At 48.4% G+C, this 22,755-nt stretch carries 21 protein-coding genes; 19 read left to right on the forward strand and 2 right to left on the reverse strand.

Features of this window, described 5'->3' with window-relative positions; translation table 11 throughout:
* Positions 1 to 91: 91 nt before the first annotated feature.
* The 3 genes from HMPREF1548_RS15460 (at position 92) to HMPREF1548_RS15465 (ending at position 1,971) form a co-directional block, all read left to right on the forward strand.
* Positions 92 to 616, forward strand: a complete 525-nt coding sequence (locus HMPREF1548_RS15460; protein ID WP_021637224.1) for a YceD family protein — start codon at positions 92 to 94, stop codon at positions 614 to 616.
* 3 nt (positions 617 to 619) lie between these two features.
* Positions 620 to 802: a 50S ribosomal protein L32 gene (gene rpmF, locus HMPREF1548_RS29040; RefSeq protein WP_081745460.1), complete on the forward strand. Its 183-nt coding sequence runs from the start codon at positions 620 to 622 to the stop codon at positions 800 to 802.
* Between the two features lie 269 nt (positions 803 to 1,071).
* On the forward strand, positions 1,072 to 1,971 hold the full coding sequence (locus tag HMPREF1548_RS15465; protein WP_021637226.1) for a hypothetical protein: 900 nt from the start codon (positions 1,072 to 1,074) through the stop codon (positions 1,969 to 1,971).
* A 136-nt stretch (positions 1,972 to 2,107) separates the two neighbouring features.
* Here HMPREF1548_RS15465 and HMPREF1548_RS15470 read toward each other — a convergent pair whose 3' ends face one another.
* Both HMPREF1548_RS15470 and HMPREF1548_RS15475 read right to left on the reverse strand, forming a co-directional pair.
* Positions 2,108 to 3,859, reverse strand: coding sequence for a sensor histidine kinase (locus HMPREF1548_RS15470; RefSeq protein WP_021637227.1), 1,752 nt, complete (start codon positions 3,857 to 3,859; stop codon positions 2,108 to 2,110).
* Complete coding sequence (locus tag HMPREF1548_RS15475; RefSeq protein WP_021637228.1) at positions 3,856 to 5,085, reverse strand: response regulator transcription factor; 1,230 nt, start codon at positions 5,083 to 5,085, stop codon at positions 3,856 to 3,858. The genes HMPREF1548_RS15470 and HMPREF1548_RS15475 overlap by 4 nt, the downstream gene beginning before the upstream one ends.
* A 301-nt stretch (positions 5,086 to 5,386) precedes the next feature.
* Here HMPREF1548_RS15475 and HMPREF1548_RS15480 point away from each other — a divergent pair, with 301 nt between their 5' ends.
* From HMPREF1548_RS15480 to HMPREF1548_RS15555, 16 genes are all read left to right on the forward strand, one after another.
* Positions 5,387 to 7,078: an extracellular solute-binding protein gene (locus HMPREF1548_RS15480; RefSeq protein ID WP_021637230.1), complete on the forward strand. Its 1,692-nt coding sequence runs from the start codon at positions 5,387 to 5,389 to the stop codon at positions 7,076 to 7,078.
* A gap of 127 nt (positions 7,079 to 7,205) precedes the next feature.
* Positions 7,206 to 8,126, forward strand: a complete 921-nt coding sequence (locus tag HMPREF1548_RS15485; protein WP_157065692.1) for an ABC transporter permease — start codon at positions 7,206 to 7,208, stop codon at positions 8,124 to 8,126.
* Between the two features lie 11 nt (positions 8,127 to 8,137).
* Positions 8,138 to 9,019, forward strand: coding sequence for a carbohydrate ABC transporter permease (locus HMPREF1548_RS15490; RefSeq protein WP_021637232.1), 882 nt, complete (start codon positions 8,138 to 8,140; stop codon positions 9,017 to 9,019).
* 19 nt (positions 9,020 to 9,038) lie between these two features.
* Positions 9,039 to 9,959 (forward strand): family 43 glycosylhydrolase, encoded by a 921-nt coding sequence (locus tag HMPREF1548_RS15495; protein ID WP_286138060.1) that lies wholly within the window; start codon positions 9,039 to 9,041, stop codon positions 9,957 to 9,959.
* A gap of 397 nt (positions 9,960 to 10,356) precedes the next feature.
* Entirely contained in the window at positions 10,357 to 11,370 is a 1,014-nt protein-coding gene (gene plsX / locus HMPREF1548_RS15500; RefSeq protein ID WP_025490194.1) for a phosphate acyltransferase PlsX, read from the forward strand.
* A gap of 19 nt (positions 11,371 to 11,389) precedes the next feature.
* Positions 11,390 to 11,617 (forward strand): acyl carrier protein, encoded by a 228-nt coding sequence (gene acpP / locus HMPREF1548_RS15505; RefSeq protein WP_021637236.1) that lies wholly within the window; start codon positions 11,390 to 11,392, stop codon positions 11,615 to 11,617.
* 132 nt (positions 11,618 to 11,749) lie between these two features.
* Positions 11,750 to 12,442 carry a ribonuclease III gene (gene rnc / locus HMPREF1548_RS15510; protein ID WP_021637238.1) on the forward strand — a complete coding sequence of 231 codons (693 nt, stop codon included), beginning with the start codon at positions 11,750 to 11,752 and terminating at the stop codon, positions 12,440 to 12,442.
* Between the two features lie 11 nt (positions 12,443 to 12,453).
* Positions 12,454 to 16,014, forward strand: coding sequence for a chromosome segregation protein SMC (smc, locus tag HMPREF1548_RS15515; protein WP_021637239.1), 3,561 nt, complete (start codon positions 12,454 to 12,456; stop codon positions 16,012 to 16,014).
* 52 nt (positions 16,015 to 16,066) lie between these two features.
* The gene (gene ftsY, locus HMPREF1548_RS15520) at positions 16,067 to 17,008 is read left to right on the forward strand and encodes a signal recognition particle-docking protein FtsY (RefSeq protein WP_021637240.1); all 942 of its coding nucleotides are present in this window, start codon (positions 16,067 to 16,069) and stop codon (positions 17,006 to 17,008) included.
* A 94-nt stretch (positions 17,009 to 17,102) separates the two neighbouring features.
* The gene (gene ilvA, locus HMPREF1548_RS15525) at positions 17,103 to 18,314 is read left to right on the forward strand and encodes a threonine ammonia-lyase (protein ID WP_025490192.1); all 1,212 of its coding nucleotides are present in this window, start codon (positions 17,103 to 17,105) and stop codon (positions 18,312 to 18,314) included.
* A 337-nt stretch (positions 18,315 to 18,651) separates the two neighbouring features.
* Positions 18,652 to 19,533, forward strand: coding sequence for a YitT family protein (locus HMPREF1548_RS15530; RefSeq protein ID WP_276945865.1), 882 nt, complete (start codon positions 18,652 to 18,654; stop codon positions 19,531 to 19,533).
* Positions 19,534 to 19,551: 18 nt separating this feature from the next.
* The gene (locus tag HMPREF1548_RS15535) at positions 19,552 to 20,172 is read left to right on the forward strand and encodes a M48 family metallopeptidase (RefSeq protein ID WP_044915597.1); all 621 of its coding nucleotides are present in this window, start codon (positions 19,552 to 19,554) and stop codon (positions 20,170 to 20,172) included.
* Positions 20,173 to 20,386: 214 nt separating this feature from the next.
* Positions 20,387 to 20,701: a YlxM family DNA-binding protein gene (gene ylxM / locus HMPREF1548_RS15540; protein ID WP_021637245.1), complete on the forward strand. Its 315-nt coding sequence runs from the start codon at positions 20,387 to 20,389 to the stop codon at positions 20,699 to 20,701.
* 59 nt (positions 20,702 to 20,760) lie between these two features.
* A complete protein-coding gene (gene ffh, locus HMPREF1548_RS15545; RefSeq protein ID WP_021637246.1) occupies positions 20,761 to 22,113 on the forward strand; it encodes a signal recognition particle protein in 1,353 nt (450 codons plus the stop codon).
* Between the two features lie 45 nt (positions 22,114 to 22,158).
* Positions 22,159 to 22,404 carry a 30S ribosomal protein S16 gene (gene rpsP, locus HMPREF1548_RS15550; protein ID WP_021637247.1) on the forward strand — a complete coding sequence of 82 codons (246 nt, stop codon included), beginning with the start codon at positions 22,159 to 22,161 and terminating at the stop codon, positions 22,402 to 22,404.
* Between the two features lie 80 nt (positions 22,405 to 22,484).
* A complete protein-coding gene (locus HMPREF1548_RS15555) occupies positions 22,485 to 22,712 on the forward strand; it encodes a KH domain-containing protein (protein WP_021637248.1) in 228 nt (75 codons plus the stop codon).
* Positions 22,713 to 22,755 lie beyond the last annotated feature (43 nt).

Genomic DNA, 22,755 nt, shown 5'->3' on the forward strand with positions numbered 1-22,755 from the left:
AAATTTGGTGGTTGACAAAATGTGCATGGTTATGTATAATTGTTGAAGTGCGAATGGGATTCGGCTTGACCGGATTCGTTGGGAGTCTACTATGTTAATCAATTTGACAGATGTCTTTACAGAAGAAGAAAAGTCTGTTACAAAAGAGGTTCCTCTGGAGCTGACAAGCATACGATTTCAGGGTGAGGATTTCAGGATTCTTGAGAAAACACCCGTCATGCTTACTCTTGCCAACAATGGTCAGGGGAGAGCGTTGATTGAAGCGGATGCAGAGGTGACTGTGGAGTTGAAATGTGACAGGTGCCTTCGTGAAGTAACAAGAGAATTTGCGGTTCATGCTTCTGTGGCTGCCGTATCGCCCGATGTGGCTAATGCGGAGGAACAGGATGAGGAAAGCGGATTCCTGGAAGGATATCAGCTGAATGTAGACAGCCTGATAAGCAATGAAATCATTACATGCTGGCCGATGAAAATTCTCTGTAAAGAGGACTGCAAAGGACTTTGCAGTGTCTGCGGGAAAGATTTGAATGAAGGGACATGCGATTGCGACACCTTTGTTCCGGACCCCAGAATGGCGGCAATTATGGATATCTTTCGTGAGAACAAGGAGGTGTAAGTAATGTCTATCTGTCCTAAGAATAAATCTTCTAAATCCAGAAGAGATAAGAGAAGAGCAAACTGGAAAATGAGCGCTCCGACACTGGTTAAGTGCAGCAAATGCGGCGCACTGATGATGCCTCACAGAGTTTGCAAGGCTTGTGGCTCTTACAACAAGAGAGAGATCGTTTCCGTAGAAAACTAATTGTTTTTCCGCTTGATTAAGCGGCAGGGAACACAGAACAGTCTATCATGGAAATCCATCGTATTTCAGTTTTGAAATAGATGGATTTCTTTTTTTTACTATTTGCCGGTGAGAGAAAGAATGGTTGGTTAACAGGCAGGAATCGTGTATAATAAAGTACGGATGCGGATTCTCAGGAATGGGCAATTGATAATGAATCACAATGATGACTGCGGCGGAGGGATGTAAGGGCGGCTGCAGGGAATGCGGGAAATGGAGGCGTAATTAATATGCGGAAAAAGAAGTTAACAGTTCTTATTTTTGTCAGTCTGGCGTTTTTGCTGACCGCATGCGGCAGACAGGGAAGCGGGAAAGAGACTGCGGCGGAGGAACCGTTGAAAATAGAGACAGAAGCCGGAAATACCCGGAATGAAGAAACGCAAACACCGGCAGACGGAACAGAAAAAACGGCACCCGGAACGGATATGCAGGAGCAGGAGGGAAAAGTACCGGAAACGGATGCGGGTGACGATGAAGTGAAAGGCCGTTTTGAAATATTCGAGGTAACACAGGATGGACTTCTGGCCTGTGGAATGGACAATGCCTATCCGGGGCTTTGCCGCATCGGGCACGGAAATATCCTGGAAAACCAGGACGGTGAAACGATAGGGCTGTCTGAGCTGGTTCCGGGAATGATAGTGGAGCTGACCTGGAATGGAGCGGTGGAGGAAAGCTATCCGGCGCAGTTTACTTATTCCGCTTTGAAGCTCACCGGGGAGTCGGGAAATCCGGAATTTTTGCTTTATCTGCAGCTGCTTCAGGATTTGGCGAAGACAGATCCGGGACTGAATGAAGGTATTACGGAAAGCTATTTTGATTTTACGTCAGTTGCCTCTTTAAGCGAAGGGGAGAAAGAAGGGCTGGCTTATCTGGGAGGCACGTATTTCGGCGGATTCGGTTCTCAGTCCACACAGGAGGAACTGGCGGCGCAGGGGATCCTTGATCGGGAAAAGGGAATAGAAAACGGGATTCTTGTAACGATAGAGGAGCTTTCCAACCAAAATGGAAAAGTGACCTGCAATGCGGAAAAATACAGAAGCGGAACCGGCGCTTATTATTTTCATGATGTGACTGCGGAATATAAGAACGGGAAATGGAAATATGAGATTGGTGCGGAAATGATAAGCTGAATGATGGCGCCGGGCTTTTATGGTCTGTCCGCTGTGTTGACTGTAGGTATGGTGTAAGTGACATATGGTTTCATGAAAAGAGTGGCTGCCAGGCGAAATATAAAACCGGCAGCCACTCTTTTTCGTTTCGATAATTTCAGGGTTTAGGACTGTTTTTCTGCAGCGGTATTCTGATAATGACTTCAGTACCGTTGCCCGCCTCACTGTTTATTATCAGGCCCAGATTATCTCCGTAGGAAAGCTTCAGCCTTTCGTTTACGTTTTTTATCCCGATATGCGTTGTTTCACAGGCGAAAAGCCCCTGCATTTTATCGGGGGGAATGCCGCAGCCATTATCGCATACCCGGATAAAGCATATTCCTTTTTCCTCTGACAGGGCGATAATAAGCCTTCTGGGCTGTCTGCGGCTGCTGCGCAGGCCATGCTCGATGGCGTTTTCAACAATGGGCTGCAGTATCAGGCAGGGAATAGGCAGCTCCAGAAGAGTTTCCTCCAGCTGATATTCCACAAGGAAGGAATGGCTTGTAAGAATCAGCTGGATTGAAATATAAGCCTTTATGTTCTCCAGTTCATTCCGTATGGTGGTAGTATCCTGCCCTTTATTCAGGGAAGTCCGGTAAAAAAGTGTCAGAAGCTGCACTGTTTCACTGATTTCGGTTTGCTCCGCTATTATAGCCCGTGCGCTTATCAATGAAAGCGTATTGTAAAGAAAATGCGGGTTAATCTGAGCGCGCAGGGCGTTCAGCTGATATTCCTTTGCTTTCAGCTTCTGTACATAAGCTTCATCAATAAGAGAACGTATCCTTTTCAGCATGGAATTAAAGGTGTGAATCAGCTTTCCGATTTCATCATTCCGGTTGGGGATAATCAGCAGCTCATGCTTCTCGATGTCTGCCAGGGAAATTTTGCTTATCACCCCGGTCAGCTGTCTGAGGGGGGAAAGGATAGAGTTAACGGTAAAAAAGGTGAGCAGGAAAAGTATGGTGAAACAGAGGGCTATCAAAAAGAATGAGGTAAAGATTGTCCGTTCTACCGTCCCTTTCACATTGCTGATAGGACTGTAATAGTAAATAGTCCATCCGGCCGATTCTACAGGCGCTGAAAGAAAAATATAGCGGCTGCCGTATTCCTCTACGGTTTTTTCATAATCCGTCAGCAGCTCCTGTGCATTCACAGGAAAGTCATCCCCGGGGAAGGAATGGTACTGATAAATCAGGGAATTGTTTTTTCCGGCGATAACAAGACCATAGGCGTCCTGGCTGATGGAATTGGTGCAGGCGAAAAAATTCTTATAATCCATTTCCAGATACAGATAATTATCAAATGGATAGGAGGGTATCTTGGGAAGCATACGTATGGATGCCAGGCTGGGGCTCTCCTTTGTGCCGGTTACTATCCAGCTGGGAGTATGGATATCCTTTATTTCCGGAAACCAGGGTTCTGTTTCCAGATCTGACAGACTGTTTACCAGATTTTTGTGGGGGAAAATTCCACAGGAGGAATAAAGCAGGATATCGGTAACCTCCGGAATCAGGCATTTATAAATGTATAGCTCCGGTTTTATGATATTGCTGTAGGCAGTATACATTTTGAAATAATCTTTCCCGTAGTCCACATTGATTGCGCTTATAATATCGTCATTATTATAGATTACATTTGAAAGATTAATGGTGTCATTTATCTGGGCATCCAATTGGGAGATGCTTTGATTGAGCGCATTGCTCAGCATGGATTGTTCATGGGAAAAAAGCTGCTTCCCCAGGGCGGCCTTCAATACTATCAGAAGAAGGAAAAGCGCCGAAAAGGAAGCAATGATATAGATGCAGATGAGCTTTGTCTTAAGCTTCATATCACGTATATATCGGAAAAACAGGTCTAAAGTTCTCATAATGATTTCCCTCCGGAAAACTGGTTGTGCTGCTGACGGTATTTTTCAGGGCTGATTCCGAAATGCTCCGTAAAGGAACGGATAAAGTAGGCACAGTTCTGGTAACCGACAGAGGCGCTGATGGCTGTGATTTTCTGCTGTGTGGTTTCCAGCTGGCGGCAGGCCTGATTGAGGCGGAAGGTCTTTATGTAGCGGTTCAGGTTCATTCCCGTTTCTTTCTTGAAAATCCGCGACAGATAATCAGGATGGAGATAGGAAATTTCTGCCAGTGCCTCCAGGCTTAAATTCTCCTGATAATGAGTGGAGATATATTCGCAGACAAACCGTACCTTTCCGTTTGCAGAGTCCAGGTTTTTAATTTCCTGTTTATTTTCAGAAGGTTCCGGGGGCGTATCGGAGAGAGACAGTTTCATGGCCTGTACCGTCGGCAGAAGCTGTTCCGGGGCAGGCATGGAAGAAGAAGTTCCGCGAAACGGCAGATGGTACATATTCTTAAGCCGTTCCACAAATTTATCTGCCCTTTTCTTTGCATTGCCGCATTCTTCATCCGCCGGGATTGAAAAATCCACAGCAAGCAGAAGAAATTGGGAATCAATGGGAATACATCGGGCGGGATAATTAAAAAACTGGCTGGCAAGCTGACAGATTTCAGCCTTCAGGTTAAAGAGGGAGCTGAGGCTTCCGGACTCGGCTGTCAGTAACAGCAGTTCCCCTTTATCAGGCATCAGGCTGCGGATCTCCCTGGGCAGCATTCCGTCTTTTCCGCTCCGCAGGGCGCCGCGGAGCAGCTGCTGGGTAATTTGATCCCGGCTGTAAGCAAGCTGAAGGTTGTCAGCCTGCCTTTTTTGTTTCTCTTTTTCCAGTTTATCAGCAATCCTCAAAATAATCTGTGTAAATTCCTGGGGCTGAATCGGCTTGAGAAGATATTCCTCCACTCCGAGGGAAATAGCGGTTTTTGCATAGAAAAAATCCTGATACCCGCTGCTTATAATAATTTTTAAATAAGGATTGACAGCGAGCGCTTTTGCCGACAGGGCCAGCCCGTCCATAAAGGGCATGCGGATGTCCGTTATCAGAAGCTCCACGGGGGACTGCTGTATGTAATGAAGCGCTTCTTCGCCGTCTGAGGCAACGGCTGGCTCCAGGGGAAGGGCATATTTTTTAATCAGATATAAGATGACATCGAGTTCCGCAATGGAATCATCGGCGATTAGTGTGGGAATCATTTCTGGCCTCCTGCTGCATTGATTTAATGGGATTTTTGACAGGACCGGGCGGATATTGCATCCAGTCACTGGCATATATAAAAAATACACTACGAATAAGTGTATCATAAAAGAAAGTGATACACAATTCAACATTTGTGCGGCTGTAAAATGCCGGTGCTTGGGTGAAGTGTACAAGAAATTAAAATGAATGTCGGATTTTTATTATATACGCACAAACAGAAGATAAATATAATATTTATATAAGTTAATGAGTGTACACAAGTTAATTAAAGGTCATTGAAAAGGAGTATAACAGGTTATGAGAAGAAAGATTTCAAAGGGATTATCCATCGTTCTTGCGATGGCAATGGCAGGTTCCCTTATGGCGTGTGGGGAAGCAAAGGACAGTGCGGCTTCTTCTCCGGCAGCGGCCCAGCAGACGGAGACGACGGAAGCGGGGACGCAGGCAGCTGCTGTATCGGAGGAAGTGGATCCGTATGGACCGGTTTCGGAGGAGGTTACCCTGCATGTGGGAAGAAGCGAGGATACCGGTGCAACCTATCTGGACGGACAGGATTCCTCCAATAACTATCTTGTGAATTACATCAGTGAAAAACTGGGCGTAAAGTATGAATATGATTTTTCCGTTCCCAGCGATACTTATGAAACAAAGGTCAGCATGGCTATCACCTCCGGCGAGTTCCCTGATGTCATGGTGGTAAATGAATCACAGCTGCGCCAGCTTGTTGCAGCAGGAGCTGTGGAGGATATGACGGATGCTTATAACAAATATGCTTCCGATAACCTGAAGGCAGCCTACGATACCACAAAGGGAATCAGCTTTGCCAGCGCAACCTTTGACGGGAAATTGATGGGTATGCCCAACATCAGCCCTGGCGCTGATGGAGTCCCCATGCTTTTTGTACGCGGCGACTGGATGGAGGAATTAAATCTGGAGGCTCCCAAATCAATAGAGGATATTGTTAATATTGTGGAGAAATTCAAGGCCGAAAAGGGAACCACCAACGGTCTGGTAGTATCCTCAAAAATAGTGAATAAAGGCGGAAACAATACCTATGGCATAGATGCTTTGTTTGCCCGTTATAATTCCTATCCCAAGCATTTTATTACGGATGCGGACGGAAAAATTGTCTATGGATCCAACACTGTGGAAACGAAGAATGCGCTGCAGGAAATCCGTAAGCTGGTGGAATCCGGTGTCATTGACTCCTCCTTTGTTGTAAGGGACAGCAGCACCTGTGAAGAACTGATCACCAGCGGACAGGCAGGGGTTTTCTTCGGTGCATGGTGGAATATGAGCTGGCCGTTAAATAACATGATTGCCGATGATCCTTCTGTTTTCTGGAACTGCTATCTTGCGCCGCTTGCGGATGACGGAAAATATAATACGGCGATGATTTCCCCTTCCGGAAGCTATCTGGTAGTGAAGGCCGGTTCTTCCGAAGCAGTTAAGGAAGCTGCGATCAAGACGATGAATTATCAGTTTGATATTGACCAGGATCAGGGTGTAAGCCTGAAGGCTGAGCCTACCGATCCTTACAGCTGGACAACAATGCCTTTTTCCATACTGCTTTCCAGGTATGACGACAAGGAAGGAAAAGCGCTTGCGGCATTGGCCGTAGTGAACGGGGAAAAAGAAGAATCCGAGCTTTCCGGTGAAGCGCTGCAGTGGTATGAATCCTATCAGGCGGCAACAGAGGATGTAAAAGCGGCGGAGGAAGCAAATAATCTTGCCGGATGGGCTTATGTCCGCAGTGCAGGCCTTCTGGGACAGGAAGCCGGCAATATGAATCAGGTATTTGACGCTTCTTATTCCCGGACAGAAACAATGGACAGCAAGTGGGCGACACTGGAGAAGCTGGAGGATGAAACCTTTTTAAAGATACTGAACGGAGAAGCATCGATAGATGCCTTTGACGAATATGTGGAGCAGTGGAATGCTCTGGGCGGCAGTGATATTATTGCTGAGCTTGAAGCCCTGAAACAGTAAAAATAACGGTAAGGATACCTGAGAAAGAAGGGAGAATCCTATGGGGTTCTTCCTTCTTGCAGGATACCGCATTTTGTATCGTAATAGGAATCGCTCTGTGAAAAATATGACAGGAGTGTATGGTTACATGAAAAAAGTTGAAAAGAAAAGGAAAATAACCTTAAAAAATACATGGCCGCTGCATTTAATGCTTCTCCCCGGGGTATTTGTGCTGTTTACCTACACAATACTTCCTTTTTTCGGAAATATTATGGCCTTTGAAAATTTTCAGCCGGTCCTTGGCTTTTTTAAATCCAAATGGGTCGGCCTGGATAATTTTAAATATATGTTCATGCTTCCCGATACCTTTAAAATCTTCAGAAATACGCTGGTCATTGCCGTGGGAAAAATTGTTTTCAACCTGGTAATGTCCGTTTTTTTCGCGGTGCTGCTCTATGAAATGGCGGGAAAAAGATTTAAAAAGGCAGTGCAGACTGTCTGCTTCCTTCCGCATTTCCTTTCCTGGGTTATTCTTGCCATGATTTTCAGGGATATCCTGGACGGAAGCGGTATCATCAATATGGCGCTGATGAAACTGGGAATTATTGATGAAGCGATTGTATTTCTGGGAAGCAACAAGCTGTTTCAGGGAATTATCGTTGGAACGGATGTGTGGAAGGAATTCGGGTACGGCGCAATTATTTTTATTGCTGCACTGGCGGGAATCAATCAGGAGCTGTATGAAGCTGCTTCTATTGATGGAGCCAGCCGTCTGCAGAAGATATGGAATATAACGCTGCCCGGCATTAAAGTAACAGTTGTCCTTGTGGCAACGCTGAATATTGCCAATGTACTGAATGCGGGCTTTGATCAGGTGTATAACCTTTATTCCCCTATTGTTTACGATACGGGAGACATTATAGATACCTATGTTTACCGTATGAGCTTTGAAAGCGCGCAGTATTCGCTGGCAACGGCGGTCGGCCTTATGAAATCGGTAGTCAGCTTTCTGCTGATTGTAACATCCAATTTCCTGGCGCGCAAGTTTGCGAATTACCGCATTTTTTAGGAGGATAGGGTATGCTGAGATATAAAACGCTGGAAAACAGAATATTTGATTTTGTGGTAACTGTGCTTCTCGTTCTCCTTGGACTGCTGTGCCTTCTGCCTCTGCTTCATGTACTGGCGCTTTCATTCAGCAGTAAAAATGCGGCTGTTGCGGGAAGAGTGGGCTTTTGGCCGGTGGAATTTACTCTGGCTTCTTATGAATATCTGCTGAAGGATTCCCGATTTTTCCAGGCTTTTTTTGTTTCCGTGAAAAGGGTTATTCTAGGCGGCGGCCTGAACCTGCTCTGCACTGTGTTGATGGCTTATCCGTTGTCTTTGGAAAAGGATGAGTTCCCTTCCAGAGACCGCTACATGTGGTTCACCATTTTCTGTATGCTTTTTGGGGCGAGCCTGGTTCCCTGGTATTTTGTGATTAAAGGCACCGGACTGCTGAACAGTATCTGGGCGCTGGTAATTCCCTCCGCAGTGCCGGTTTATAATGTTATCCTGCTGATGAATTTTTTCAGGAACCAGCCGAAGGCCATCAAAGAATCTGCGAAAATCGATGGAATTAACCAGATACAGATGATGTCTTTAATCTGCGTCCCGCTGGCCAAGCCCGCTATCGCAACGGTTACTCTGTTCAGCATTGTGGGGCACTGGAACAATTTCTTTGACGGCATGCTGCTTATCAATACGCCGTCTAAGGTTCCGCTGCAGACATATATACAGTCCCTGGTAATTAATATGTCCGACACCTCAAAGCTGTCAACGGAGCAGCTCATAAATATGATGTCGCAAAGAACCTTCAATTCTGCTAAAATAGTGATAGCGACGGTGCCCATATTAATTATATATCCTTTTATGCAGAAGTATTTTGTGACGGGGATTACGTTGGGTTCCGTGAAAGAATGAGCATAAGGAGAATATGGCAGTGGAAAAAGATTTACTTAAGGCGGATTTTACAAATCCTGTACTAAAGGGCGAATATGCGGATCCGGATTTGGTGTGTTTTGATGGCGTATGGTATCTGTATCCCACAACGGACGGATTTGAAAACTGGTCGGGGACACAGTTTTATGTGTTTTCATCTGAGGATGGAACAAGCTTTCATAACGAGGGATTGATTCTTGATGTGGCATCAGAACAGGTGCCATGGGCATCAGGCAGTGCCTGGGCGCCCTGTATTGCGCGAAAGAACGGAAAATATTATTTTTATTTCTGTGCCAAGGATAAAAGCGGCAGTTCCTGCATCGGTGTAGCAGTTGCCGAACATCCTGCCGGGCCTTTTCTTGCACAGCATCAGCCGCTTCTGACAATGGAAATGATGAAAAAGTACGGAATTTCCATGGGGCAGACGATTGATCCATCCATTTATCAGGAGGACGGGGATACCTGGCTTTTGTTTGGAAACGGAAATCCGGCTATTGTGAAGCTGCAGGATAACATGACATCGATTTGTGTTGAGACACTGAGGAATCTGGAAGGCGCGTTTGATTTCAGAGAAGCCATTACTGTTCTGAAACGACAGGGTATTTATCATTTCACCTGGTCCTGCGACGATACGGGAAGTGAGAATTATCATGTAAACTATGGAACCTCCGAATCTCTTACGGGCCCGATAACTTACCGCTATGCAATTTTGGAAAAGGATCCGGAAAGAGACATACTGGGAACCGGACACCATAGCATTTCCGCCGTGCCCGGAGAGGACACTTATCGAATTGCCTATCATCGTTTTGCTACGCCGTTGGCTAAGTACGATAAGGGGAAAGGGTTTCACAGGGAAACCTGTATCGCTGATTTACGGTTTGGAGCTGACGGATTGATGGAGAAGGTGGAAATGAAAAATTAGTGCGGCCGGTATGCTGCGAAACAAAAACAAATAATATGGAATTTCACACAAGCCCCGGCCTGTTTTCAGGCCGGGGCTTGTGGCATTGAAATGCGGCGGGCTTGTGCCCCGTCTGCCCTCCGGTGGACAATTCGCTTGATTTTTACAGGCATGTCTAGTATATTTATATAGGATACTCAAATTCCGCAGGTGGGCTTTGCGGTTTGCCTTTTATACGGCGGCAGCGCCGTAGCAGCAGGAACGGACAGAGCCTGGCTGCGAGGTTTGAGCGGATTACGCAGTGCGGCATGGGAGAAAAATAAATTTATATTCCCATTCAGTGTGTGCTTTGATGCACAGGGAGAGTGGGGATGAAAGCTCCCATACTCAGAATCAGCGGCGACAGGGAGGAAGCAAGATGGCAGATTATGTAAAGGTGGCAGTGGATGCCATGGGCGGTGACAATGCGCCTGCAGAAATAGTCAAGGGCGCGGTGGAAGCGATCCAGGCGGAAAAGAAGATAAAAGTATTCCTGGTGGGGAAAGAGGAACAGGTGAAGGCGGAGCTTGCCAAATATACCTATCCCCAGGAGCAGGTGGAGGTCGTGAATGCGACGGAGGTAATTGCCATGGCGGAGCCTCCTGTGGCGGCCATCCGCAGCAAGAAGGATTCCTCGATTGTAAAGGGTCTCTATATGGTAAGGGAAGGAAAATGCGATGCCTTTGTGTCCGCGGGAAGTACGGGAGCCGTACTGGCAGGCGGACAGGTTATCGTGGGACGCAGCAAGGGTGTGGAACGCCCGCCGCTGGCGCCGCTCATTCCTACGGAAAAGGGAGCCTCCCTTCTCATTGACTGCGGGGCCAATGTGGATGCCAGGCCTTCCCAGCTGGTACAGTTTGCAAAAATGGGTTCCATTTATATGGAAAATGTCATGGGAATTAAGAAGCCCAGGGTGGGCATCGTCAATATCGGCGCGGAAGAGGAAAAGGGAAACGCGCTGGTAAAGGAAACCTTCCCGCTGCTGAAGGAATGCAGCGATATCAATTTTATCGGCAGCATAGAAGCGAGGGATATCCCTGCAGGTGCGGCTGACGTGGTAGTCTGCGAGGCATTTGTGGGAAACGTGGTCCTGAAGCTGTATGAAGGCGTGGGGGCTACATTAATCAGTAAAGTCAAGTCCGGCATGATGGTGAATCTGCGAAGCAAGATAGGGGCGCTGCTTGTAAAGCCCGCGCTGAAGCAGACGCTGAAGGCCTTTGACCTGGAGCAGTACGGCGGGGCACCGCTGCTTGGCCTGAAGGGATTGGTGGTTAAGACACACGGAAGCTCCAAAGCCGTGGAAATCAAAAACACAATTCTGCAGTGCTTAACCTTTAAGGAACAGGATATTAACGGTAAGATCCAGAAAGTGATTTCCGGAGCGGCTGAGTAAGTAAGAAAGGACGAAAGATATGGAACTTGACAAGCTGAGAACTATCATAGCGGAAGTGTTATGCGTGGATCCCAAGGAAATTACGGAAGAGACCACCTTTGTTGACGATCTGTGTGCGGATTCTCTGGATGTGTTCCAGATCGTGATGGGCATTGAGGAAGAATTCGGTATCGAAATCGCACCGGCCGATGCGGAAAAAATCAGCACGGTAGGCGAAGCGGTCGAGCTGATCAGAAATACAAGATAGAGGACGGCAGAGGGAAAACGACTCCCGTCAGGGCATGGAAACAGTTGCCGATGAATCTAATAATCGTATAAGAAAAGCCCGTGGCAGGGAAACCTGGAGGGCTTTTTGATATGCAGAAAGGACCGGATAAGTGTGAAATATACATTGGAAGAGCTTGAAAAAAGGATCGGGTACACCTTCCGTGACAAAAAGCTGCTGAGGCAGGCTTTGACCCACAGTTCCTTTGCCAATGAGCAGAAGATAAACAAACTGGAAGATTATGAACGGCTGGAATTTTTGGGGGATGCGGTGCTGGAGCTGGTATCCAGTGATTTCCTGTTCCATGAGAACCCCCAGATGCCTGAAGGCAAGCTGACGAAGCTGCGTTCTTCCATGGTCTGTGAACCGGCGCTGGCGTACTGCGCCCGTGATTTGGAGCTGGGGCAGTATATGCTGCTGGGTAAGGGAGAAGAAGCCACCGGAGGCAGAGGACGGGATTCCATTACCTCGGACGTTATGGAAGCGGTAATCGGAGCCATGTATCTGGACGGAGGTTTTCAGGCGGCGCATGATTTTATTCACCGGTTTGTGCTTTCTGATCTGGAGAATAAAATCCTTTTTTATGACAGTAAGACCGTGCTTCAGGAGATGATACAGACCATGCCGGAAGCCGTATTTGAATATGTGCTTACCGGGGAGGAAGGGCCGGATCATGACAAGGAATTTCTGGTAGACGCCGTGCTTGACGGAAAGCTTATCGGGAAGGGAAAGGGCCGCACCAAGAAAGCGGCGGAACAGCAGGCGGCCTATGAAGCGATCCTGGCGCTTCGGAAGAATAAGGAATAAGGATTAAACTAATGTACTTAAAAAGTATTGAGATACACGGATTCAAATCCTTTGCCAACAAAATAACCTTTCAGTTCCACAATGGAATCACCGGAATCGTAGGACCCAATGGAAGCGGGAAAAGCAATGTGGCCGATGCCGTCCGCTGGGTGCTGGGGGAGCAGCGGGTGAAGCAGCTGCGCGGCGCTTCCATGCAGGACGTCATTTTTTCCGGCACGGAGCAAAGAAAGCCCATGGGCTACGCCTATGTTGCCATCACCCTGGACAACAGGGATCACCAGCTGACAATCGATTATGATGAGGTGACGGTGGCTAGGCGCATTTACCGTTCGGGGGAAAGCGAATATCTGATGAACGGTTCGCCGGTCAGGTTGAAGGATGTGAATGAGCTTTTTTACGATACGGGTATCGGCAAGGAAGGCTACTCCATCATCGGCCAGGGCCAGATTGATAAAATCCTGAGCGGAAAGCCGGAGGAAAGAAGAGAACTTTTTGATGAAGCTGCAGGAATCGTTAAGTTCAAGCGCAGGAAAGCCGCCGCACAGAAGAAGCTGGAGGATGAAAAACAGAATCTGCTGCGCGTCAGCGATATTCTTTCAGAGCTGGAAAAGCAGGTGGAGCCGCTGGAAAAACAGGCGGAAAAAGCAAAGGTCTACCTGAAGAAAAAAGAAGATTTGAAGAATCTGGATGTCAATGTGTTTCTCCTGGAAAACGATCGTCTGCGTGAGCAGCTGGCCGGAGTTGGTGAAAAATACGAAATAGCCTCCCGGGATCTGCAGGAAACCACAGAGAAATATGAACATATCAAAGAGGAATACGATCAAATCCAGACGGAAATCGAAGAACTGGATAAGCGCATTGAACAGGCCCGTTCCCAGCTGAACGACACCGGCATGCTGAGGGGAAAGCTGGAAGGGGAAATCAACGTCCTGAAAGAGCAGATCAATTCCGCCAGAGGAAATGAAAAGCATCTGCAAAACCGTAAGGAAACCCTGCAGCGTGAAATTGATGCAAAGAGCGGGGACAAAGCGGCAATCCTTACAGAAAAGGGCAAGATAGACGCCCATTTGAAGGAGGTAGAGCTTGCAAGGCAGGAGGCTAAGGCCAGGCTGTCCGAAGTACAGGCCAGGATCGATGAGCTGAATACGGAAATAGAAAACGGTAAAAATACGATTATTACCGAGCTGAATGAACGCGCTACCATCAAATCCCGTATGGGACGTTTTGATACCATGCTGGAGCAGATTCAGATCCGCAGGGCAGAGCTGAATTCCCGGCTGCTGCGGGCAAAATCGGATGAAGCCTGGCAGGAGGAAAACATTAAAAGGCTGGAGGAGGAATTCCTTCAGATTAATGAAAATATATCGGCCCTCAACGATAAGCAGACATTGCTGGAGGAAGAGCTGAACCAGATACGGGATGAGCTGTCGGGGAAGGATCAGAAGCTGCGGGATACCCAGGTGCTTTACCATCAGGATAAATCCCGGCTGGACGCCCTGTCGAATCTCACGGAGCGTTATGAAGGCTATGGTGGCAGCGTAAAGCGTGTCATGGAGCAGAAGGAAAACAGCCCGGGGATTATAGGCGTTGTTGCCGATCTGATCAAGGTGGACAAAAAATATGAGGTGGCCATTGAAACGGCCCTGGGCGGCAGCATCCAGAACATTGTGACGGAAAATGAAGAAACCGCCAAGGAAATGATCGCCTTTCTGAAACAGAACAAAGCCGGCCGCGCCACGTTCCTGCCCCTGACCAGCATCAGTAACAGGCAGGAATTCCAGAGAAAAGAGGTATTGCAGGAAGCCGGTGTCCTGGGTCTTGCGGACTCCCTGGTGACGACGCAGGAGCGCTACCGCGATGTTGCGGCCTCCCTTCTGGGAAGAATCGTTGTAGTTGACAACGTGGACAATGCGGTCAGGATTGCAAGAAAATACAAATACAGCCTGCGGATGGTGACGCTGGAGGGCGAGCTTTTTAATCCCGGCGGTTCCATCAGCGGCGGTGCCTATAAGAACAGCAGCAATCTGCTGGGACGCCGCAGGGAAATGGAGGAGCTTGGGAAAAAGGTCAGAGAAACCCTGATGGCTATTGACAGGCTGCTGGATTCCATTGAACAAACAAAAAAGCGGAGAAACCAGCTGCGCATGGATCTGGAGCAGGTAAAGGCCTCCCTTCAGGAGGAATTTATCCATCAGAATACGGCCCGGATGAATGTGGCGGCCGCCAGAGAGAAAAAAGAACAGACGGAACAGGGATATGGAGATCTGCAGACCGAGCAGAAGGAAATTGCCGCCCAGATAGAAGAGATCAAAAACGGAAAAGATGAAATCCTCAGACAGCTGGAAGCCTCCGAAATGCTGGAAAAGGATGTGGATGCCAGAATCGGCGAGGCGCAGAAGCTGCTGGAGGGGCAAAGGGGCGAGGAAAGCCTTCACAGCTCCCGTGTGGCCGAATGGGATCTGGAAGTGGAAAAAATCAGGCAGAAGCAGGGTTTTGAACAGACCAACCTGGATCGTATTGAAGGCGAAATCAGCCGGTTTGCCGCTGAGCTGGAAGAAATCCTGGAGGGAATGGAAACAAACCTTGTGAATATCACCCGGAGGGAAGAGGATATCCGCCGGCTGCAGCAGACCATAGCGGATTCCCTGAGCACCCAGACCGACGGCGAAGAGAAGCTGAAGGCCGACATGGAAAGAAAAGAAGCCTTAAGCGGACGGCAGAAAAACTTTTTTGCGGACAGGGAAAGCCTGTCGGACAGACTGTCAGGGCTGGATAAGGAAGTATACCGGCTGAACGCCCAGCGTGAAAAGCTGGAGGAGGCTGTGGAAGCCCAGATCAACTACATGTGGGATGAGTATGAAATTACCTTGAGCAGCGCTGCAGCGCTTAAAAAGGAAGGCCTGCAGGATCTGGCAGGCATGAAAAAGGAAATCGCTTCCCTGAAGGAGCAGATAAGAAAGCTGGGGGATGTAAACGTAAACGCCATCGAGGATTATAAAAACCTGATGGAACGTTATAACTTCCTGAAAACCCAGCATGATGATCTGGTGCAGGCGGAGGAAGCCCTGAAAAAGATTATCCTGGAGCTGGATGAAGCGATGCGCAGGCAGTTTAAGGAAAAATTCGCCCAGATCGGCCAGGAATTCGACAAAGTGTTCAAAGAGCTTTTCGGCGGCGGAAAGGGAACCCTGGAGCTGATGGAGGATGAGGATATTCTGGAAGCGGGAATCAGAATCATCGCCCAGCCGCCGGGAAAGAAGCTGCAGAATATGATGCAGCTTTCCGGCGGTGAAAAAGCGCTGACTGCGATTTCCCTCCTGTTTGCCATTCAGAACCTGAAGCCTTCGCCGTTCTGCCTGCTGGATGAAATCGAGGCGGCGCTGGACGACAGCAACGTAGGCCGGTTCGCCAATTATTTACATAAGCTGACGAAGTCCACGCAGTTTATTGTTATTACACACCGAAGAGGAACCATGGAAAAGGCCGACAGGCTCTATGGTATCACCATGCAGGAAAAGGGTGTTTCCACGCTGGTAAGCGTAAGCCTGATAGACAGGGATTTGGAAAACTAATCGTAACAGCAGGATGGTTTGAGATGCTGCGGCTAATCAGTAGGAGGTAGCTATGAGCGAAGAAAAGAAGGGCTTTTTTGCCCGGCTGAAAGAGGGCCTGAATAAAACAAGAAATAATATTGTGCATGGAATCGACTCCGTATTCAGCGGCTTTTCGGCGATTGACGATGAATTTTATGAAGAACTGGAAGAAATCCTGATTATGGGGGATATCGGCGTAAATGCCACCTCCAATATTCTGGATCGCCTGAAGCAGCAGGTGAAGGAACAGCATATCAAGGAGCCCTCCGCCTGCAAGCAGCTGCTCATCGACAGCATAAAGGAGCAGATGCAGGTGGGGGAAACCGCCTATGACTTTGAAAAGAAGCAGTCGGTGATTCTGGTAATCGGCGTAAACGGCGTGGGAAAGACCACCTCTGTGGGCAAGCTGGCGGGCATGCTCAAGGAAGAGGGCAGGAAGGTACTGATTGCCGCAGCGGATACTTTCCGCGCTGCCGCAGGGGAACAGCTTGCGGGCTGGGCCAACCGGGCGGGCGTTGATATGATCGGCGGGGCGGAAGGCTCGGATCCCGCCAGCGTGGTCTTTGATGCGGTGAATGCAGCAAAGGCCAGGCATGTGGATGTGCTTCTGTGCGATACCGCCGGAAGGCTTCATAATAAAAAGAACCTGATGGAAGAGCTGAAGAAAATGAACCGGATCATAGACCGGGAATTTCCGGATGCCCATCGGGAAAACCTGGTGGTCCTGGATGGAACCACAGGGCAGAACGCCCTTGCACAGGCAAGGGAATTCGGCGAGGTAGCCGACCTGACCGGTATTATCCTTACAAAGATGGACGGTACGGCGAAAGGCGGGATTGCGGTGGCAATCCAGTCGGAGCTGAATGTGCCGGTGAAATATATCGGCGTGGGAGAGGATATGGAAGACCTGCAGAAATTCGATCCGGAGCAGTTCGTCAATGCTCTGTTTGATGTAAAGACGGAAGAAGAATAAAAAGGCAGGGCATGTCTGGAAGAAAACCAATGCTTCCGGACTGAATTGTACGCGCCAAAGTGCGCAGATGGGAGTAAACATGGAAGAAAACAAAATGCTCACCCTGGAGAAGTTTGAAGAGGCTTCCGAGGTGGTAAAAAAAGTAACACAGGAGACTAAGCTGGTATTCAGTGAATATTTCAGCAACCAGTCGGGAAACAAGGTCTATTTTAAGCCGGAGAACATGCAGCTGACCGGCGCGTACAAGCTTCGCGGCGCTTATTATAAAATAAGCACCCTGACGGAGGAGGAACGAAGCAAAGGACTGATTACAGCCTCCGCCGGCAATCATGCGCAGGGAGTGGCCTATGCGGCGAAGGCCTATGGCTGCAAGGCGGTGATTGTAATGCCGACCACGACTCCTTTGATGAAGGTAAACCGCACCAAGGGCTATGGCGCGGAGGTTGTTCTTTACGGGGACGTATATGATGAAGCCTGCGCAAAGGCCTACGAACTGGCGGAGGAATACGGATATACCTTTATCCATCCCTTTGATGATCCGGTAGTTGCCACCGGCCAGGGAACCATAATGATGGAAATTTTCAAGGAGCTGCCCCTGGTTGACTATATTCTCGTGCCCATCGGCGGCGGTGGACTTGCCACAGGCGTTTCCACGCTGGCAAAGCTTCTCAACCCCAAGATTCATGTGGTTGGCGTGGAACCTGCAGGGGCCAACTGTATGCAGGCGTCCCTGGAGCAGGGAAAAGTAGTGACGCTTGACAAGGTCAATACCATTGCCGACGGTACGGCCGTAAAAACGCCCGGAAGCATCATCTTCCCTTACATACAGCAGAATATTGATGAAATCATAACCGTGGGCGATGAGGAACTGGTAACAGCATTCCTTGATATGGTGGAAAACCACAAGATGGTGGTGGAAAATTCCGGACTGCTTACCGTTGCGGCGCTCAAGCACCTGAACGTAAAGAATAAAAAAGTGGTTTCCATTTTAAGCGGCGGCAACATGGATGTAATTACCATGTCCTCCGTGGTGCAGCACGGACTGATTTTCAGGGATCGTATTTTTACCGTTTCCGTTCTGCTTCCTGACAAACCGGGCGAGCTTTCCCGCGTGGCGGCTGTGATTGCAGAGGAAAACGGAAATGTTATCAAGCTGGAGCATAACCAGTTTGTATCCATCAACCGCAGCGCGGCTGTGGAGCTGCGAATTACTCTGGAAGCCTTTGGGACGGATCATAAAAATCAGATTCTGGCCGCTTTGGAGAAAGAAGGTTATCAGCCGAAACTGGTCAGAACGAATATTTAAGCGCCATATTGCAGAAAATGGACAATGGCGGTTCATTTCCGAAGGAAGCAGGCCGGGGATAAATCCATCCGGTGACTGCTGCGGGAAATATATCGCAGTAAACCAGGTTTACTGCGCCTGCCGGCGGAGGTTTGGCTTCCGCCGGCTCTGGAGAGAATGTTGATATGAAAGATGTGTCGAAAGCAGCCGTAGGCTTTTAGATGCTGATTAAACCGCGTAAGTTAATTATGCGGTTTTTTTAATAGGGATTTACCGTGGCAGGCACGGCGTTTTAGAGTTGATGCCCGTTGCCTGCGGCGGGGTGCTGACTGTGGGATTATGGAAAGGGAGGTTTTTTATGACAGAAAAGTTTGTGGAAAAGAAATCGGTGAAAAGGTGGATTTATGATTACGTCATGATTACGGCGGCGGCCTGTATTTATGGCGTGAGCATCAGTCTGTTTCTGGATCCCAACAACCTGGCGCCCGGAGGCGTCACAGGTATTGCGGTGATCATAAACCGTCTGTCCGGACTTCCCACCGGTACCGGCATGCTGCTGATAAATATCCCGATACTGATAGCGGGATTGTGGAAGTTCGGCTTAAGGTTTATCATTTCCACCATTTACGCTACTTTGATGTGTGCCGTGTTTACCAATTTTTTTGCCCGGTTCGGGGCACTCACCTCACAGCCGCTGCTGGCCGCCCTGGCAGGGGGGATTCTCATGGCCATCGGGCTGGGGATCGTTTTCAAAGCCGGAGCGACTACAGGAGGGACGGATATTATTGTTAAATTCCTTCGGCTTAAGTATAAACATCTTAAAACAGGAAGGCTGTTCTTCCTGACGGATATCCTGATTGTATCCGCCTCCCTCCTGGTATTCGGGGATTTTGATACCATTATGTATGCTATCCTGGCCGTTGTGGTGTGCAGCATTATGTTTGACGCGGTACTTTATGGCAGGGATGAGGCGAAGCTTATCTATATTATCAGTGACAGTTCGGAAAAAATCACCGCAAGGATTCTGGAGGAGCTGGATATCGGCGTAACCTATCTGGAAGGTAAGGGCGCCTACAGCAACAGTCCAAAAAAGGTGATTATGTGCGTTATGCGTAATACCATGTCCCCCAAAGCTGAGGAGATCGTGAAGGAGGAGGATCCTCTCGCTTTCATGATTGTTTCCAGCGCCACGGAGATTTACGGGGAAGGGTATAAGAATATTTTCAGCGAGAAAATTTAAAGGATGTTAAAGAAGAAAATGGATTATTGTTTACAGAGAGGATATGAAAAAGCAGCAGCGGAACAGGAAGAATTGAAAATAAGGGTAGTCAGAAGCGGCCGCAGAACGGTCTGTCTGCAGATAGATGAGAAGCTCGATATTACGGTCCGCGCGCCATACAGGATGCCTGATTCGGAAATCCGCAGATTTGTGGAAGAAAAATCTTCCTGGATCACAAAACATATAAAGCAGATAAAGGAAAGACAGAGGAACGAAGCACTGCAGCCTGAGGAACGCCTCACAACAGAAGAAATCAGAAAGCTTGCCGGGGAGGCGCTTAAGTATATTCCGCAGAGAACCGCTTATTATGCGCCTTTGGTAAAAGTAAGCTATGGAAGGATAACGATACGCAACCAGAAGTCCCGTTGGGGAAGCTGCAGCAGCAAGGGAAACCTGAATTTTAACTGTCTTCTCATGCTTATGCCGCCGGAGGTGATTGATTACGTAGTGGTCCACGAGCTTTGCCACCGCCTGGAAATGAACCATTCGGAACGGTTCTGGAAGGAAGTGGAAAGAGTGCTGCCGGATTATAAGCTTCGGAAAAAATGGCTTCGTGAGAACGGGGACAGGATAATGAGGCGGATGGCGCTGCCTGACTGACAGCTGGCGGGATTGGTACTGCAGAAAAATGCAGATATTCAGGAAAAATAAGATGTTAAGGAAAAAAAGAAGGTGTCAAGAAAAAATACTTGACACCTTCTTCCTTTTATAGTAAGATTACAACTGCGGTTATCCGGGCGCAGCAGCTGATGAGAACCTTCATAGCTTCCGGAGAGAGCCGGGCAGCAGATAACAGGCACAGGGTGATAAGGCAATGGAAAAGATAGTGGAACAGGGTCTGTTATATGATTTTTACGGCGAGCTGCTCAATGAGCACCAGCGCCGGATATATGAAGATGCGGTAATGAATGACATGTCCTTAAGCGAGATTGCCCAGGAAGCGGGAATCAGCAGACAGGGTGTTCACGATTTGATAAAGAGGTGCGACAAGACGCTGGAGGATTACGAAAGCAGGCTGCACCTGATGGAAAAGTTCAGGATTATCACAGAAAAGCTGGAAGAGATCAAACAGCTGACGCCGGATGAAAAGATCAGGAAGCTGGCGGATGAGATTCTGGCAGAAATGTAATTTATTCTGTGACTGTGATGTAACCAGACAGTTACACATCAGCAAAGGAAACAGTGTTTATGGCATTTGAAAGCTTAACAGATAAACTCCAGAATGTATTCAAGAACCTGAGAGGAAAAGGCCGTCTGACGGAAGAGGATGTGAAAACAGCCTTGAAGGAGGTCAAGATGGCGCTGCTGGAAGCGGACGTTAATTTCCGCGTGGTAAAGCAGTTTGTGAAATCCGTGGAGGCACGCGCCATCGGCGCCGATGTTATGAACGGCCTGAACCCAGGTCAGATGGTCATCAAAATCGTAAATGAGGAAATGACCGCCCTGATGGGTTCGGAAACTACGGAAATCGCCATGCAGCCCGGCAAGTCAACCACCGTCATCATGATGTGCGGCCTTCAGGGTGCCGGCAAGACGACGACCGCGGCAAAGCTGGCCGGTAAATTCAAGCTGAAGGGAAAGAAACCGCTGCTGGTTGCCTGTGATATTTACAGGCCGGCCGCGATTGAGCAGTTGGAAATCAACGCTAAGAAGCAGAATGTGGATGCTTTTTCCATGGGAACCAAAAACAAGCCTCTGGACATTGCAAAGGCTGGCATGGAGCATGCACAGAAAAATGGAAATAATGTAGTCATCATCGATACGGCGGGCCGTCTTCACATTGATGAAGAGATGATGCAGGAGCTTCAGGAGATCAAAGAAAACATCACCGTGCACCAGACGCTTCTGGTGGTGGATGCCATGACCGGACAGGATGCCGTGAATGTGGCGAAGGAGTTTGATGAGAAGGTAGGCGTGGACGGCGTAATCCTTTCCAAAATGGATGGCGATACCCGTGGCGGCGCAGCGCTTTCCATCAAGGCGGTGACCGGAAAGCCCATCCTTTATGTGGGTATGGGTGAGAAGCTTTCCGATTTGGAGCAGTTTTATCCGGACAGAATGGCCGGCCGGATCCTTGGCATGGGCGATGTCCTTTCCTTAATAGATAAGGCCCAGGCCAATATGAATATCGACGCCGATAAGGAAAAAGAAATGGCGTCGCGCATGAAGAAGGGAAAATTCGATTTTGAAGATTACCTGGAAAGCATGAAGCAGATGCGCAACATGGGCGGCCTGTCCAGCATTCTCAGCATGATGCCCGGCATCGGCGGCAAGAGTGCGGAGATCGAATCCATGGTGGATGAAAAGCAGCTGGCCCATATGGAGGCCATTGTCCTTTCCATGACACCGGCCGAACGCCGGAACCCCAAGCTCTTAAATCCCAGCAGGAAGCACAGGATTGCAAGAGGCGCGGGTGTGGATATCAGTATTGTAAACCGCTTCATCAAGCAGTTTGAGCAGAGCCAGAAAATGATGAAGCAGCTTCCCGGCATGATGGGAGGCTTCGGAGGCAAAAAGGGTAAGTTTAAACTTCCTTTTTAATAAATTAAAGCAAACAAAGCAAAAGATTCTTGGAGGTAAGAAAAAATGGCAGTAAAAATCAGATTAAGAAGAATGGGACAGAAGAAGGCTCCTTTTTACAGAATTATCGTGGCAGATTCCAGATCTCCCAGAGACGGAAGATTCATCGAGGAAATCGGAATCTATGATCCTAACAAAAATCCCAGTGAGTTCAAGGTAAATGAAGAACTGGCAAAGAAATGGCTGAACAATGGTGCACAGCCCACTGAAGTAGTAAGCAAAATCTTCAAAGCAGCAGGAATTGAGAAATAAGACCTCTTGGCAAAGAAGAGGGTATCGGCGCCATTTACCGGTACCCGGGTTGACGCCTGCGGCGGAATGGAGGAAAAGTAATGAAAGAACTGGTTGAAGTGATTGCAAAAGCACTTGTTGACAACCCGGAGGAAGTAGTCGTTACGGAAAAGGAAAGCGGAAAAATAACGACGATTGAGCTTCACGTTGCACCGTCCGACATGGGCAAGGTAATCGGCAAGCAGGGCCGTATCGCCAAAGCAATCCGTGCGGTTGTGAAAGCGGCAGCACTGGGAGATAAAAAACATGTGGATGTAGAAATCATCTGAAACGAAAAGGCTGCTCCCTTTACGGAAGCAGCTTTTTGCTGAG

This window comes from Clostridium sp. KLE 1755, assembly GCF_000466465.2.
Lineage (GTDB): Bacteria > Bacillota > Clostridia > Lachnospirales > Lachnospiraceae > Eisenbergiella > Eisenbergiella porci.